Below are 15,220 nucleotides of genomic sequence, written 5' to 3'. Positions count from 1 at the left end.
CTCTGTTGGAGCTCTTGCGAGACCGCTTCCCAAGGCTTGAGCATGTCTTTGCCGATCGGATTTATCGCGGCAAACAGCTCGTCAACGCACTCTCCGACTGCGGACCATGGACGATCGAGATCGTCGAGCGACCGCTCGGGGTCAAAGGCTTCCAGCTCCTGCCCAGGCGCTGGGTCGTCGAGCGTACCTTTGCATGGTTCGGCAGATGTCGTCGCCTCTCCAAAGACTTCGAAGGCTCCGCCGCCACCGAGCTAGCCTGGTTGCTCGCCGCCCATCTGAGGCTCCTAACTCGCCGCTTGGCCAGACCCTGAAAACGCCCACGCTTTTTGAGTCAGGCTCTCAGGATGACGGATCAAATAAAGGCGGGACCTTAAGGCCCGCCGCAAGCGCTCATCGCAGTGACGGCGTGGAGCATGACTGGTCCGTCAACTTCAGTCTCGTGCCCCGGACGCAGCGCAGCGCTCCTTGAGCGGTGCGCTGCAGAGCCGGGGCCCATGTTGCCGCATCATACAGTGTTGCCTTCTGGGTCCCGGCTCAGCGCAGCAGCGCAAGAGCGCTGCAGCGCGTCCGGGACACGAAGGACAAAATAAAAACGGGGCCGTGAGGCCCCGTCAAAGTCCTTCAGCGTATCCCGCGATCTTACTTGATCTTGGCTTCGCGGAATTCGACGTGCTTGCGCGCGACAGGGTCGTACTTCTTCTTGACCAGCTTGTCGGTCATGGTGCGCGAATTCTTCTTGGCGACGTAGTAGAAGCCGGTGTCGGCCGAGGACACGAGCTTGACCTTGATGGTGACCGCTTTGGCCATGTTCAGAACCTCAGAAATGAATGGAATCTGGAGCCGGCCAAACGGCCCGCGTTGGCCGGCAACCTAGCCAGAAACCGCCTGATGTCAAGGTTTCGAAGCGTTTTCCAGCGAAGTGGGCACCGGTTCGCGTCAAGAAAACGCGTCAAAAACAACAACCTAGAGCCACGCCAGGGGCTCTAGCGCGGAAAACCACTCAAATCGGGCCGATCAGGCCTCGAAGAACCGGTTTTTCGGCCGCGGCAGGCCCAGATTCTCCCTCAAAGTGGCCCCTTCATACTCTTTCCGGAAAATCCCGCGGCGCTGGAGTTCCGGGACCACCTTGTCGACGAAATCGTCGAGGCCGGCGGGCAGGAACGGGAACATGATGTTGAAGCCGTCCGAGCCACGCCCGACCAGCCATTCCTCCATCTGGTCGGCGATGGTCTTGGCGGTGCCGACGAAGGCGAGCCCGCCATAGCCGCCGACGCGCTGGGCGAGCTGGCGCACGGTGAGTTTTTCGCGCGCGGCGAGGTCGACCATGCGCTGGCGGCCGCTCTTGCTGGCGTTGGTCTCGGGGATTTCGGGGAGCGGCCCGTCCGGGTCGAAGCCGGAGGCATCGGTGCCGAGAATGACCGAGAGCGAGGCGATGGCGCTGTCGTAATGCACGCGGCTGTCGAGCAGCGCGCGCTTCTCCTTGGCCTCGTCGACGCTGTCCCCGACCACGACGAAGGCGCCGGGGAGGATTTTCAGGTGCTCGGGGTCGCGGCCGACCTTCGCCATGCGGCCCTTGATGTCGGCATAGAGCTTCTGCCCGTCGGCGAGACTGCCGCCGCCGGTGAACACGGCTTCCGCGGTCTCGGCCGCGAGCTGCCTGCCGTCTTCGGAGGCGCCGGCCTGCACGATCACCGGCCAGCCCTGCACCGGGCGGGCGATGTTGAGGGGCCCGCGCACCTTCAGATATTTGCCGTTGTGATCGAGCGTGTGCATCTTCGCGGGATCGAAGAACAGCCCGCTCTCGACATCGCGCACGAAGGCGTCGTCGGCGAAGGAATCCCAGAGGCCGGTGACGACGTCGTAGAATTCGCGGGCGCGCTTGTAGCGCTCGGCGTGCTCCATGTGGTCGTCGAGACCGAAATTCAGCGCCGCGTCCGGGTTCGAGGTGGTGACGATGTTCCACCCGGCACGCCCGCCGCTGAGATGGTCGAGCGAGGCGAAGCGGCGCGCGACGTGATAGGGCTCGTCGAACGTGGTCGAGCCCGTCGCGATCAGGCCGATCCGCTCGGTGACAGCGGAGAGCGCCGACAGCAGCGTGAACGGCTCGAACGACGTCACGGTGTGGCTGCGCTTGAGCGCGTTGACCGGCATGTTCAACACGGCGAGGTGATCGGCCATGAAGAAGGCGTCGAACTTGCCGGCCTCGAGCTTGCGGATCAGCGTCTTGATGTGACCGAAATTGAAATTGGCGTCCGGCCAGGCGCCGGGATAGCGCCAGGCGGCGGTGTGGATGCTGATCGGGCGCATGAACGCGCCAAGCTTGAGTTGCCGTTGTGCCATCGCGCGCCTTCAGTCCGTTCTGGGTGTCGTTCGGGAAGACATAGGGACGCGGAGGAACTCTGCCATTGGGAGAGGTGGGAAGAATCTTTTATTTTTCGCCGTCAGGTCAGCACAAACTCGTCATTCCGGGGCGCGCGCAGCGCGAGCTACGATGCGCAATTGCGCATCTGAGAATCCATCCCTCGGCAGTCTCTGCGGCCCGATGGATTCCGGGCTCGCCGCTACGCGGCGCCCCGGAATGACGGGGAGAGAGGGGCGCCTCTTCGAACCAATCCGCCGCTCGCTCCGACCAAGCCATGACCTCGTGAGGAGACCATCAATGGCAGGCGCGATGACAGTGGATGGCGGCATGGTCCGCATCGATCGTCCGATGCCCTGGATCGGCCGGCTGCTGTCGCTGCCGCTGCTGGCGGCGAGCAGCTATCTGCTCTGGAATGTCGCGCTCGGCCTGCGCCAGGATTTTTCCGGCTTCGGCCGGCTCGCCGATGACCTCGTGCCGGTGCTGGTATTCACGGGCCTCGGGCTGCTCGTCGGCATCCCCGGCCTGATCCTGCTCACCTTCCGCACTTTCGTCGTGCTCAACGAGACGCTGCGCCAGATCGTCATCACCAGCCAGTTCGGCCCGCTGAATATTCGCAAGCACCGCAATCTCGCCGACTATCATTTCATCAGCATCACCGACGATTACGACGCGGATCTGACGACCTATGACGTCAATCTCTGCGGCAGCAAGGGCACCGAGCCGATCAACCTGATGAGCTTCACCAGGCGCGAGGAGGCGGACATGCTCGCCAACGAACTCGAGCGGGCGCTCAAACTTCCGGCGCGCGACTATGTCGGCACCGAGCCGGACGCGGACTGAGAAGGAACTTCCTCGTCATTCCGGGGCGCGCCTCTTGGCGCGAGCCCGGAATCCATCTGGCCGCGGGGATTGTGGATGAATGGATTCTCAGATGCGCAATTGCGCATCGTAGTTCGCGCTTCGCGCGCCCCGGAATGACGGCCTAGCTCAAAATATCCTTCTGCATCTTGCCGCCGTAGAAATGGAAGAACGGTACAGGCGCGTCGTGGCGGAGCGGGCCGGTGGCAAGGCGCGTGTCGAGCTCGTTGAGCACGTTGCGCGTCATCGGATGCAGATCGGCGAGCGGCTTCGAGCCGAGCTCGACCCAGACCAGCTCGACAAGCTCGGCATCCGCATGGATCACGCCCTCGACGCGATGGGTGATCGCGGAGGCATCCGCGGTGAAGAAGCGCGTGTCGAACCGCTTGACGCGGCCGGGCGGGGTGATGGCGCGCGCGATCAGGAACAGGCTGGAGGGGTCGGGTAGCAGCCCCGCATCCGCGAATGGTTGCCACGGGCCTTCGAGCCTGGCCTTGCCCTCGGCCTTGCGCCCGAGGCAGAGGCCGGTCTCCTCGCAGGCCTCGCGGATCGCGGCGATCGCCAGCGACTTGGCCCGTGAGGCCGGCGTCTGCGGGCTGCCCTTGGCGAGATTGGCTTCGAGCTCGGAGGTGATGGGGGCAGCGCACGGAACGCGGTAATCGGCCTTGTCGACGCGGCCGCCGGGGAAGACGAATTTTCCGGGCATGAACACCACCTTGTCGTGGCGCTTGCCGACCAGGACTTTTGGAATGGCACCGCTGCGATCGACCAGGATCAGTGTCGCCGCATCCTTCGGGCGGAAATAGGGATGATGGTCGGCTTCCTTGCCCTCGTGGATCCTTGCCTTCTCAGCTGCCTGCAACGTGTCCGTCATGTCCTCACCCAAACCGTTTTTTGCTTATTGCTTACACCGGCGGAATACCATCCGGAGGGTTGTCGTCAAAGCCGTGCATGCGCAGAGCCCATTGCAATCCGACCACGGCGCCCTTGACCGGCTGGAGCAGCGCGAGCGAGGCGAAGAACGTGAAGGGCAGATAGGCTGCGAAGCTGAGCCAGACCGGCGTCGTGTAGTTGGTCTCGATCCAGAGGATGCCGGGCACAACGATGTGGCCGACGATGACGATGACGAGATAGGCGGGCAAATCGTCGGCGCGATGCGGCGTGAAGTCGAGGCCGCAGGTCGTGCAATTGTCTGATGTCTTCAGGAAGGCGCGGAACAGTTTTCCTTCGCCGCAGCGCGGGCAGCGGCCGCGAAAGCCGCGCTTCATCGCCGTCCAGACGTCGCGCTTCTCGACGAGGCCGGTCTCGCGCGTCCAGATTTTTGGGGCCGTGCTCATCGTCACCATGCCTTGCCCTTCTGACCCTTGCCCTTACTTTTTCCTTTGCCCGTCTTCCCCTTGCCGGACTTCGGCTTCGCTGGCTTGCGTTTTTTATCCGGACTGCGTCCGGGATGCGCCTTGAACGAGGGGCGGCGTTGCGGACCGGATGACCTGCGGCCGCGCGGCGCGGTCTCGCCGCTCGACGACAGCAATTCGAAGCGCAGCGCGCCTGCGACGGGGGCTGCTTCTATCAGACGGACGTCGACCACGTCACCCAGCTGATGCATGGTGCCGCTGCGCGTGCCGACCAGCGCATGGCGGCTCTCGTCATAGTTGAAATATTCCGTGCCAAGGGATCGGATCGGGATCAGTCCGTCGGCGCCGGTATCAGTGAGCTTGACGAACAGGCCGGCGCGCGTGACGCCGGAGACGCGGCCCTGGAAGCTGGCGCCGATGCGGTCGGCCAGATGATGGGCGATCAGCCGGTCCACGGTCTCGCGCTCCGCCTTCATGGCGCGCCGCTCGGTCACCGAGATGTGGGCGGCGACCTCGCCGAGGCTTTCCGGCGTCTCGCTGTCGGGCAGCGCGCCTTCGCCGAGGCCGAGCGCGCGGACCAGCGCGCGGTGCACGACGAGGTCGGCATAGCGGCGGATTGGCGAGGTGAAATGCGCATAGCGGCGCAGGTTGAGGCCGAAATGACCGTAATTCTCGGCGGAATATTCGGCCTGCGCCTGCGCGCGCAGCACGACTTCGCTCACCAGCGGAAAGTGGTCGTGGCCTTCGAGCTGCGCCAGCACGCGGTTGAACAGGGCGGGGCGCAGCGCGCCTGATTTGGCGAAGGGAACGTCGAGCGTCTCCAGAAACTCTGCGAGCGCGTGGACCTTCTCCAGCGTCGGCTCGTCATGCACGCGGTAGATCAGCGGCAGCGACTTCTTCTCCAGCATCTCGGCGGCCGCGACGTTGGCGAGGATCATGAACTCCTCGATCAGCTTGTGCGCGTCGAGACGCTCCGGAACGACGACGCGATCGACCGTGCCGTCGCTCTTGAGCAGGATCTTCCGCTCGGGCAGATCGAGGTTGAGCGGATCGCGCTCGTCGCGGGCGCGTTTGACGCAGGCATAGGCGGCGTAGAGCGGCCTCAGGATCGGATCGAGCAGGGGGCCGGTGGTGTCGTCAGGCCGGCCGTCGATCGCGGCCTGCGCCTGCGCGTAATTGAGCTTGGCCGCCGAGCGCATCAGGATGCGGTGGAAGGTGTGCGAGCGCTTGCGGCCATCAGGGCCGATCACCATCCGCACCGCGAGCGCGCCGCGCGGCTCGCCCGGCACCAGCGAGCAGAGATTGTTGGAGATGCGCTCCGGCAGCATCGGCACGACGCGGTCGGGGAAATAGACCGAGTTGCCGCGGTCGAGCGCGTCGCGGTCGAGCGCGGTGCCCGGCCGGACATAGAAGCTCACATCGGCGATGGCGACGTTGACGATGAAGCCGCCCTTGTTGTTGGGATCGTCATCGGCCTGCGCATGCACCGCGTCGTCGTGATCCTTCGCATCGGGCGGATCAATGGTGACGAGCGGAACGTCGCGCCAATCCTCGCGCCCTTTCAGGTTCGCGGGTTCTGCGGCTTCCGCCTCACGCTCTGCCGCGGGGCGGAATTGCAGGGGGATGTCGTGCGCGTAGATCGCGATCAGGCTGATCGCCTTCTCCGACTTGACCGAGCCGAGCTTCTCCTTGACGCGGCCGGAGGCGAGGCCAAAAGCGCGCGAGCGGATGATGTCGACGCTGACGAGGTCGCCGTCCTGCGCGCCTTGCGTGTCGGCCGCGGCGATGTTCAGCTCGCGATCGGCAGACTTCTTGTCGACGGGAACGAGCCGTCCGCCGCCTTCGGGCAGCTCGCGGAACACGCCGAGGATGCGGCTCTTGGCCTTGTCGAAGACCTTGATGATGTGGCCGCGATAGGCCGGGCCTTCGGTCTCGTCGAGGCGGTCGACGCGCAGCAGCGCGCGGTCGCCGACGCCGGCGGCCGTGCCGGGCTTCGGCCGGCGCGGCATGACGATGAGGATCTTTGGCGGTTCGCCGCTTTCGACCTCGTCCCATTCGGTGGGGGAGGCGATCAGTTCGCCATCGGCGTCGCGGCCGGTGATGTCGGCGACCAGCGTCGACGGCAGGCTGTCCGGCTCCGAGACCTTGTGGCGCTTCTTCTTGATGGTCCCGTCGTCGGCGAGCTCGCGCAGCATGCGCTTGAGCTCGACGCGATCGGCGTTCTTCAGGCCGAACTCGCGCGCAATTTCGCGGGTGCCGACGTTTCCCTGATTTGCCTTGATGAAGGCGACGATGGCTTGCCTGTCGGGAAAGCCACGGTCATTCTTGCGTTTCACTTAACCTCTAACTCTTGCCGGCACTCTTCTTGGCCGGAGTATTTGCAGGATTCTTGCTGGCGGCGGCCTTCGTCGGCGACGTCTTGGCAGTCGACGACACGGCGGCGCGCGCCTTGCTGGTGGATTCGGATTTGGCCGCAGCTTTCTTCGCGGCCGGTTTCTTGGGTTTTGGCGCGGTATCATCGCCGTCGGCGGCCTTCGCCGCAGCCTTCTTGGCCTTGGCCGGCTTCGCCGCCTTCTTCGCCTTGGTCTTGCCGCCGCCCTTGGCCGCGCGCTCGTCGATCAGCGCGATCGCCTGCGGTAGCGTGACGGTGTCCTTCTCGAACTCGGCCGGGATCGTCGCGTTGACGCCGCCCGCGGTGACATAGGCGCCGTAACGGCCGCTCTTCACGGTGACGGTGCCGAGCGTCGGATGATCGCCGATCGCCTTGCCGGGGTCGGCGCCGAAGCGGCGGCTCGGGCCCTTGGCGACCTTTTCCGCGATCAGCGTGACCGCGCGGTTGAGGCCGATGTCGAAGACTTCGTCGCCGGCCTCGAGGCTGGCATAGGTCTTCTCGTGCTTCACGAACGGCCCGAAGCGGCCGAGGCCGGCGGTAATCGGCTGACCGGTCTCGGGATGCTTGCCGATCTCGCGCGGCAGCGACAGCAGTTTGAGCGCAAGCTCGAGTTCGACATCGCCGGGCGAGGTGCCCTTCGGAATGCCCGCGCGCTTCGGCTTCTCGCCTTCCGCATAGTCCTTCTGTTCGCCGAGCTGGATATAGGGCCCGAAGCGGCCGGCCTTGACCCAGACGTCGAAGCCGGTGTCGGGATCCTGGCCGAGCGAACGGTCGGCGGTCGCCTCGCTGTCGGCGGCGAGCTGGCGGGTATAGCGGCACTCCGGATAGTTCGAGCAGCCGACGAAGGCGCCGAACTTGCCGGCCTTCAGATTCAGCCGGCCATTGCCGCAGCTCGGGCACTGCCTGATGTCGCCGCCGTCGGCGCGGGGCGGATAGATGTGCTGTCCGAGCATGTCGTCGAGCACGTCAAGCACCTGCGCCACGCGCAAATCCTTGATCTCGTCGACGGCGCCGATGAAGCCGCTCCAGAAATCCTTCAGCACCTGCTGCCAGGAGATCTCGTTGTTGGAGATGCGATCGAGCTGCTCTTCCAGATTGGCGGTGAAGTCGTATTCGACGTAGCGGCTGAAGAAGCTCTCGAGGAACGCGACCACGACGCGGCCCTTGTCCTCGCCGTGCAGGCGCTTCTTCTCAAGCTTGACGTAGCCGCGGTCCTTCAGGACCTGGAGGATCGAGGCATAGGTCGAGGGCCGGCCGATGCCGAGCTCTTCCATGCGCTTGACCAGCGAAGCTTCCGAGAAGCGCGGCGGCGGCTCGGTGAAATGCTGGGTGACGGCGAGTGACTGCCGCTTCAGGGCGTCGCCGGCGCTCATGGCGGGCAGGCGGCGGGAGTCCTCGTCCTCCTCGTCGTCGCGGCCTTCCTGATAGAGCGCGAGGAAGCCGTCGAACTTGACGACCTGGCCGGTGGCGCGCAGCTCCAGCGTACGGCCGCCCACCTTCGCGGTGATGTCGACGGTGGTGCGCTCGAGCTCGGCCGCTTCCATCTGGCTCGCGATGGTGCGCTTCCAGATCAGCTCGTAGAGCCGCGCCTGATCGGAATCGAGCTTGCGGCTCATGCTGTCCGGGCGGCGGGACATGTCGGTCGGGCGGATCGCTTCGTGCGCTTCCTGGGCGTTCTTGGCCTTGGCCTGGTACTGGCGCGGGACCTCCGGCACATAGGCGTTGCCGTAATCCTCGCCGATCACCTTGCGCGCCTGGGTGATCGCGGACGGATCGATCTGCACGCCGTCGGTACGCATATAAGTAATGAGTCCGGTGGTCTCGCCGCCGATGTCGATGCCTTCATAGAGGCGCTGGGCGATGCGCATCGTGTGCGCCGGCGCAAAGCCGTATTTGCGGCTGGCTTCCTGCTGCAGCGTGGACGTGGTGAAGGGCGCCTGCGGATTGCGCCGGGCGGGTTTTGCATCGACCGCGGTGACCGCGTAGGCGGCCGCTTCCAGCGCCTTCTTGAAGTCTTCGGCTTCCGCGCCGGTGCCGATGTCGAGACGCTGGATCTTCTTGCCGTCGGCGCCGACGAGGCGCGCCTCGAACGTATCGCCGCGCGGCGTCAGCAGCGTTGCGATCAGCGACCAATATTCGCGCGGCACGAACTTCTCGATCTCGAGCTCGCGGTCGCAGACGAGGCGCAGCGCCACCGACTGCACGCGGCCGGCCGAGCGGGCGCCCGGCAGCTTGCGCCACAGCACGGGGGAGAGGGTGAAGCCGACCAGATAGTCCAGCGCGCGGCGCGCCATATAGGCGTCGACCAGCGCGCCGTCGATCTGGCGCGGATGCTTCATCGCGTCCGTGACCGCCTGCTTGGTGATGGCGTTGAACACCACGCGCTCGATCTTCTGGTCCTTGAGCGCGCGCTTCTCCTTCAGCACCTCCAGCACGTGCCAGGAGATGGCCTCGCCCTCGCGATCAGGGTCGGTGGCGAGAATCAGGCGGTCGGCGTTCTTCAGAGACTTGGCGATATCGTTGAGCCGGCCGGCCGCTTTGGGGTCGACCTCCCAGATCATCTTGAAATTGGCGTCGGGATCGACGGAACCGTTCTTCGCCGGGAGGTCGCGGACATGGCCGAATGAGGCCAGAACCTCGTAGGACGAGCCCAAATATTTGTTGATCGTCTTGGCTTTCGCCGGCGACTCCACAATGACGATATTCATGTAGTTCCAGTAACTTACGGGGAAATTCTGGGCCGAATTCGACGAGATTCGGGTCGGCCGTTTCGAAGCGAACATGGGTGGTGGGACCGTCGCTGTCAAATCGAGGGGTGTAGAAAGCCGCCGCAATGGGAAAAGTTTCATATCGAGAAAGTTGCAAAATACCACCTTGGAGTTGCGATCGATGTGGGCGTAATGTCCCCGCGGGGCATGGATTCGGGGTGGGGTCTGGTGACTAAGCCAGGAAGGAAACGGGCGCGCGCCGCATCAGGCGCGCCGGGAGGCTCGCGCCACGAGGAACCGGGGGAGGGCGGCGCCGACGAGGCGGTGGCCTTCATCGCCGAGCAGGTGGCGGTGTTGCGCAAGCTCGCCGAGCGCCACAGGCTCGACGTGCTGCATTATCTCCTAGGGATGACGCAGCTCGAGGCCGACGAGCATCTGCGGCTGCGCACCAGGCGCAAGCTGTCGTGAGGTTCTCATGTCGTCCCGGCCTAGTGCGCAATTGCGCACGGGGGCCGGGACCCATACCGCGAGGTCTATCGATCTGAGCGGGGGGCCAATTCCGAACCACGAGTCTTCGCCTAACCTCTCCCTGTGGTTATGGGTCCCGGCCCCCGTGCGCAATTGCGCACTAGGCCGGGACGACCATGAGGAGAGATCGTGCGCGATGTCATCCTGTTGCGCGCCGCCGCGGCGCCGGCCGTGGCTTCAGCGTCGTGTCCGCGGAGCTGAGCAGCCGGCCGTCCTCCGCGCGCAGCTCGAGCTTGCGCACCGGGCGGCCTTTCTCGCGATCGACCAGGATGGTGGCGATCTGCTCGGGGTGGTCGTCGAACGCCTCGCTCCATTGCCGGAGCGCGACCAGGATCGGGAAGGTGCCGCGGCCCTTCGGCGTCAGCACATATTCAGAATAGGCGCTGCCGTCGGAGGCGGGGGCGGTTTCCAGAATGCCGTGATCGACCAGCGCGCGCAGCCGCGCGGCCAGGATGTTCTTCGCCATGCCGAGCTTGCTCTGAAACTCGCCGAAGCGGCGCAGGCCGAACAGCGCCTCGCGGATGATCAGGAGCGACCACCAGTCGCCGATCGCCTCCAGCGCGCGCGCGATCGGGCAGGTATCGCCCTCGAAGCTGGTTCGTTTCACCATCGTCTCGATCCCACAACAGTCGCCGGGTCCCGGCGCAGATCACGCGCTTGTGTGGTTGCATCATAAAACCGAATGCCCTAGATGGCAACGTAGTTTCATTATGCAACCACTGGAGGCGAGCGTGAGACTGAAGAACAAGACGGCATTGATTACGGGCGGCAACAGCGGCATCGGGCTTGCGACGGCAAAGCTGTTCGTGGCCGAGGGCGCGAAAGTGGTGATCACCGGGCGCAACAAGGAGACGCTGGCGGCCGCCGCGAAGGAGCTCGGTCCGAACGCACTCGCGGTTGCCGCTGATGCCACCGACATCGCCGCCACTGAAGCTGCGATCAGGCAGGGCGCCGAGAAGTTCGGCAAGTTCGACATCGTGTTCGCCAATGCCGGCATTCCCGGCAGCACGCCGCTCGGTGCGGCGACGCTGGAGGTCTTTGAGAAGGTGATCAGCACGAACCTCACCGGCGTGTTCTTCACGGTTCAGTCCGCGCTGCCTTATCTCAACGACAACGCCTCGATCATCCTCAACGGCTCGGTGATCTCGGTGCTCGGCATTCCCGGCTACTCGGCGTACGGCGCAGCGAAGGCCGGCGTGCGGGCGATGGCGCGGATCATGGCCTCGGAGCTGTCGCCGCGCGGCATCCGCGTCAACGTCGTTGCGCCGGGCGCGATCCGCACGCCGATCTGGGGCGCTGCGATCGCAACGCCCGAAGCCGAGAAGGCGTTCGAGAAGCGGATCGCGCTGTCGACGCCGCTCGGCCGCATCGGCGAACCCGATCACATTTCCAAGACGGTGCTGTTCCTCGCCTCCGATGATTCCGCGCATGTGCAGGGCCAGGAGATCTTCGTCGACGGCGGCGCGGTGGCCTCGCCGAGCGGCGCGCCGATCTATCACGGCTGATCAAATCAAGTGCAAATTGAATCGGTCGGTGCGACCACATCGGTTGCGCCGGCCGGATCCCTGGTCTTGAAGGATGTATTTTCTGAACCTTGCGTGATGTGGTTGAACCTTGGCGCAAGCTGCCAAGACCCTTTTACGGGCAGGGGTCACAAGACTCATTTTCAGGGAGCCCGTGATGCCAAAGGCAGCTCGCATTTTTTCGTCGATTTCAGCACCGCGTATTTTCACCGAACGTTCCGCCATTCCCGCCAGACGCTCCGACAAATCGGAGCTCATCGGGGTGGCCCTTTTCGCCGGCATCGGCCTGTTCATTTCGCTCGTGGCCGTCATCCTGGGCATTCAGGGCGCCTGGTTTTAGCCAGTGCGATCTGGCAGCCGCCGCCGGAATCCGGCAGCGGCTGTTGCGATCGGCGTGAGCCTCACGCCGCCTGAAGGCTGGTGGCTGCCTGAAGTGCGCCGGCCAGCGCTTTCTCACGGTGCTCCGGGCCGACCTGGATGCCGTCGGCGATGATGAATTCGGGGTTCTGGATTCCCATGAAGCCGAACACGCCGCGCAGATAGGTTTCGAGATGCTCCAGCGCCGCCGCGGGCGAGCCGGCGCCGTAATAGCCGCCGCGCGAGATCGCAACGATCACCCGCTTGCCGCCGGCAAGGCCCTGCGGCCCGTTCGCGTCATATTTGAAGGTCTTTCCCGCCACCAAGACGCGGTCGATCCAGGCCTTGAGCTGGCTCGGAATGGTGAAATTGTACATGGGCGCGCCGATCACGACGATGTCGGCGGTCAGGAATTCGTCCAGCGCGGCTGCGCTCGCGGCAAGGTCCGGTCCGAGCTCCGCCGGCGCAGGGGCGCCTTGCGCGGCCGCCAGATGCGAGCCGGAGAGGTGGGCGAGCGGGGTCTGGGTCAGGTCGCGATAGACGATGTCCAGCGAGGGCGTCGCCTGCCTGAGACGGTCGACGATGGCGGCGGAGACCTGCCGGCTGACGGAGTGGGGGCCGAGCACGCTGGAGTCGATATGGAGGAGTTTCATTGAGGTCACCCATGGTATATGTTTGTAACCAGGACTACATGAGTGACTGCCGAAATCCCCGCAAGAACGCACTTTTTTGAGCCATGGGCACATCCCTGAAACCTGCGCACATCGATCTGCCTGCTTCGCCAAGGTCGGATCAAAGGCCCGATCCCAACCATGCGGACTGCCGCGGGGTTGCCTCCGTGCTGTCCCGCGTCGGCGACAAATGGAGCGTGTTCGTCATCATGATGCTCGGCGACGGACCGAAGCGCTTCAACGAGCTCAAGCGCATGATCAACGGCATCTCGCAGCGGATGCTGACCCTCACGTTGCGCGGGCTGGAGCGCGACGGCCTCGTCACGCGCACGATCTTCCCGACCATTCCGCCACGCGTGGACTATGAGCTGACCGATCTCGGCCGCGGCCTGTCGCGGCCCGTGGAGGCGCTCGGCAAGTGGGCGATGGAGCATCTGGCGCAGATCGAGGCTGCACGGACGAAGTTCGACAAGCGCGGCGACGGCTAAAGCGTTGGGGTCAGTCGGCCGTCAGTGGGCGTCACCTCTCCCCAGCGGGGAGAGGTCGGATTGCGCCCGGCGATGCGAAGCATCGTCCGAAGCAATCCGGGTGAGGGGCCGCAGCATTCGGTGAGACCGTAAACCCTCACCCGGATCGCATCTTTCGATGCGCTCCGACCTCTCCCTGCGGGAGAGGCGATCCGAGTTATGGGCGCGTACCAACTCAGCCCACACCCATCTCGTTCTATAGCAGCGACACCAATCCGCCGCCGTGGCGTTCGAGCCGGCCGGCCAGCTCCAGCTCCAAGAGCACGGTGCGCACGATCGCCGGCGAGGCGCCGGACATCCGCACGAGATCGTCGAGGCCGATCGGCACGGGGCCGAGCAGGCCGATGATCTGGTCGCGGTCGTGCGTCTGCGGATCGCTTTCGAACGGCTCGCTGTCGGGCTCGCGCGCCCGATGCATCAGCGGCCGCTCCATGATCGGTGCGACCGCGTTGATGATGTCGGCCGCTTCGGTGACGAGCGTTGCGCCCTGCTTGATCAGATCGTTGGTGCCGGCGGCGCGCGGATCGAGCGGCGAGCCCGGCACCGCGAACACCTCGCGGCCCTGTTCGGCCGCCATGCGCGCGGTGATCAGCGAGCCCGAGCGGTGCGCCGCCTCCACCACGACCACGCCGAGCGAAGCGCCCGAGATCAACCGGTTGCGGCGGGGGAAGTCGCGGGCGCGCGGCTCGTGGCCGAGCGGCATCTCGGAGATCGCCGCGCCATTGTGGTCGAGGATCGCTGCGAGCAGATCGCCGTGTTCGGGCGGATAGATGCAGTCATGGCCGCCGGCGAGCACCGCGATCGTGCCGCTCTCGACGCTCATGCGATGCGCGGCCTGGTCGACGCCGCGGGCGAGGCCCGAGATGATAATGAAGCCGGCCTCGCCAAGCTCACGCGCGAGCTGACCAGCAAATTTCAGCCCGGCGCCGGAGGCGTTGCGCGAGCCGACGATGGCGATCATCGGCCGCATCAAGGTCGCGACATCGCCGCGCACGGCGAGCAGCGGCGGCGCGTCATCGAGCGTCGCCAGCCGCGCCGGATAGCCGTCCTCGCCGGGCGCGAGCCAGGCGATGCCGAATTTGCGGCTGGCAGCCAATTCGGCCTTGGCCTCGTCCGCGCTACAGATCCGTCCCGACCGCGCCGCGCCACCGCGGCGCGCGCGGTGCCGAAATGATCGACCAGCGAGCGGAAGGTGCGCGGCCCGACATTGTCGGAACGGATCAGCCGCAGGCGGTCGATCCGCTCGGCTTCGGTCAGCTCCACACTGGGATTGATGGCGTCCACGGCGTCTCCTTGTAGCCGCAGAATGGAACAACCTGAAGGCGTGGGCAACAGCGGCGTGCGCAGAGGTCACGGTCAAACGCACGACCGGAAGACCCGCCGCAGTCGGCGGGTCTTCCGCAAGCTTGTCCGCTCAGCGAGCGTGCGCGGCTTGAGTAACGCCGACGCCGCCCCGCGAGACGCGAGCGTCAAGGCTGAGCGCACCGGCGCCGAAGGCAAAGATCTGAAGCAGGCCGCCTGCCATCATCACGTTCTTGAGGAAATGGATCATCTGATTCTGGTCGGCAAAGTTGTTGTGGAACGAGGCTGCTGCGGCCAGCGAGAATATGGCGAGTGCCAGCGCGACCGAGCGGGCTTGATAGCCGGCGATGAGCAAGAGACCGCCGCCGAGTTCGACGAGCACTGCGATCACATAAGCCACCGGCGGCACCGGTAGTCCTGCAGAGGCGATGTAAGCGGTCGTCGCACCATAAGCGGCGAGCTTGCTGAAGCCACTCATTGCGAACGGGAGGCCAATCAGCAGCCGGCCAACGAGGGAAGCATAACGGGTCGTATCCATGATAGTCGCTCCTGTGCTTGTTTGGGGTCCGGCGGCGGTGGCGCGAAGAAGGTGCGCGCCGAGGGCCCTGCGTTGTGTCCTCAACCTGGCCCGATCGAA

The 15,220-nt window shown here is 65.3% G+C and carries 15 protein-coding genes and 1 pseudogene; 6 read left to right on the top strand and 10 right to left on the bottom strand.

All coding sequences use genetic code 11. From position 1 onward, the window contains the following. On the top strand, nt 1-311 hold a 311-nt coding region (locus BM118_RS39320; RefSeq protein ID WP_143099451.1), incomplete at its 5' end, for a transposase. 328 nt (nt 312-639) lie between these two features. Here the strand turns inward: BM118_RS39320 and rpmG are convergent. Beyond that, complete coding sequence (rpmG, locus tag BM118_RS39315) at nt 640-807, bottom strand: 50S ribosomal protein L33 (RefSeq protein WP_007603295.1); 168 nt, start codon at nt 805-807, stop codon at nt 640-642. A 207-nt stretch (nt 808-1,014) separates the two neighbouring features. Beyond that, nucleotides 1,015-2,340, bottom strand: a complete 1,326-nt coding sequence (locus tag BM118_RS39310) for an LLM class flavin-dependent oxidoreductase (protein WP_092193309.1) — start codon at nt 2,338-2,340, stop codon at nt 1,015-1,017. Between the two features lie 319 nt (nt 2,341-2,659). On the opposite strand from BM118_RS39310, the gene BM118_RS39305 reads away from it, so the two are divergent. Next, entirely contained in the window at nt 2,660-3,202 is a 543-nt protein-coding gene (locus BM118_RS39305; protein ID WP_092193307.1) for a hypothetical protein, read from the top strand. A gap of 142 nt (nt 3,203-3,344) precedes the next feature. On the opposite strand, the gene BM118_RS39300 is transcribed toward BM118_RS39305, so the two are convergent. The 4 genes from BM118_RS39300 to topA are packed head-to-tail and all read right to left on the bottom strand — an operon-like array spanning nt 3,345 to nt 9,675. After that, entirely contained in the window at nt 3,345-4,094 is a 750-nt protein-coding gene (locus tag BM118_RS39300; RefSeq protein WP_092193305.1) for an NUDIX hydrolase, read from the bottom strand. Nucleotides 4,095-4,125: 31 nt separating this feature from the next. Next, nucleotides 4,126-4,566, bottom strand: coding sequence for a DUF983 domain-containing protein (locus BM118_RS39295; protein ID WP_092193303.1), 441 nt, complete (start codon nt 4,564-4,566; stop codon nt 4,126-4,128). After that, complete coding sequence (gene rnr, locus BM118_RS39290) at nt 4,560-6,911, bottom strand: ribonuclease R (RefSeq protein WP_092193301.1); 2,352 nt, start codon at nt 6,909-6,911, stop codon at nt 4,560-4,562. The genes BM118_RS39295 and rnr overlap by 7 nt, the downstream gene beginning before the upstream one ends. Before the next feature lie 7 nt (nt 6,912-6,918). Beyond that, complete coding sequence (topA, locus tag BM118_RS39285; protein WP_092193299.1) at nt 6,919-9,675, bottom strand: type I DNA topoisomerase; 2,757 nt, start codon at nt 9,673-9,675, stop codon at nt 6,919-6,921. Between the two features lie 228 nt (nt 9,676-9,903). On the opposite strand from topA, the gene BM118_RS39280 reads away from it, so the two are divergent. After that, nucleotides 9,904-10,143 carry a hypothetical protein gene (locus tag BM118_RS39280; protein WP_177235086.1) on the top strand — a complete coding sequence of 80 codons (240 nt, stop codon included), beginning with the start codon at nt 9,904-9,906 and terminating at the stop codon, nt 10,141-10,143. A 199-nt stretch (nt 10,144-10,342) separates the two neighbouring features. Here BM118_RS39280 and BM118_RS39275 read toward each other — a convergent pair whose 3' ends face one another. Continuing rightward, the gene (locus tag BM118_RS39275; protein ID WP_092193295.1) at nt 10,343-10,813 is read right to left on the bottom strand and encodes a winged helix-turn-helix transcriptional regulator; all 471 of its coding nucleotides are present in this window, start codon (nt 10,811-10,813) and stop codon (nt 10,343-10,345) included. A gap of 121 nt (nt 10,814-10,934) precedes the next feature. Here BM118_RS39275 and BM118_RS39270 point away from each other — a divergent pair, with 121 nt between their 5' ends. Together BM118_RS39270 and BM118_RS39265 are read left to right on the top strand one after the other, a co-directional pair. Further along, entirely contained in the window at nt 10,935-11,708 is a 774-nt protein-coding gene (locus tag BM118_RS39270; protein WP_177235085.1) for an SDR family oxidoreductase, read from the top strand. A 175-nt stretch (nt 11,709-11,883) separates the two neighbouring features. After that, complete coding sequence (locus BM118_RS39265) at nt 11,884-12,066, top strand: hypothetical protein (RefSeq protein ID WP_092193291.1); 183 nt, start codon at nt 11,884-11,886, stop codon at nt 12,064-12,066. A 61-nt stretch (nt 12,067-12,127) separates the two neighbouring features. Here BM118_RS39265 and BM118_RS39260 read toward each other — a convergent pair whose 3' ends face one another. Further along, on the bottom strand, nt 12,128-12,736 hold the full coding sequence (locus BM118_RS39260) for an FMN-dependent NADH-azoreductase (protein WP_092193288.1): 609 nt from the start codon (nt 12,734-12,736) through the stop codon (nt 12,128-12,130). A gap of 83 nt (nt 12,737-12,819) precedes the next feature. Between BM118_RS39260 and BM118_RS39255 the strand changes: the two genes are divergently transcribed. Continuing rightward, nucleotides 12,820-13,242 (top strand): winged helix-turn-helix transcriptional regulator, encoded by a 423-nt coding sequence (locus BM118_RS39255; protein ID WP_092193286.1) that lies wholly within the window; start codon nt 12,820-12,822, stop codon nt 13,240-13,242. A 235-nt stretch (nt 13,243-13,477) separates the two neighbouring features. Here the strand turns inward: BM118_RS39255 and dprA are convergent. Then, nucleotides 13,478-14,589: pseudogene (dprA, locus tag BM118_RS39250) on the bottom strand (DNA-processing protein DprA). Nucleotides 14,590-14,695: 106 nt separating this feature from the next. Beyond that, nucleotides 14,696-15,121 (bottom strand): DoxX family protein, encoded by a 426-nt coding sequence (locus tag BM118_RS39245; RefSeq protein ID WP_092193284.1) that lies wholly within the window; start codon nt 15,119-15,121, stop codon nt 14,696-14,698. Nucleotides 15,122-15,220: the final 99 nt, after the last annotated feature.

This window comes from Bradyrhizobium sp. cf659 (genome assembly GCF_900113725.1).
Classification (GTDB): domain Bacteria; phylum Pseudomonadota; class Alphaproteobacteria; order Rhizobiales; family Xanthobacteraceae; genus Bradyrhizobium.
This window is presented reverse-complemented; position numbering and strand designations above follow the sequence as displayed.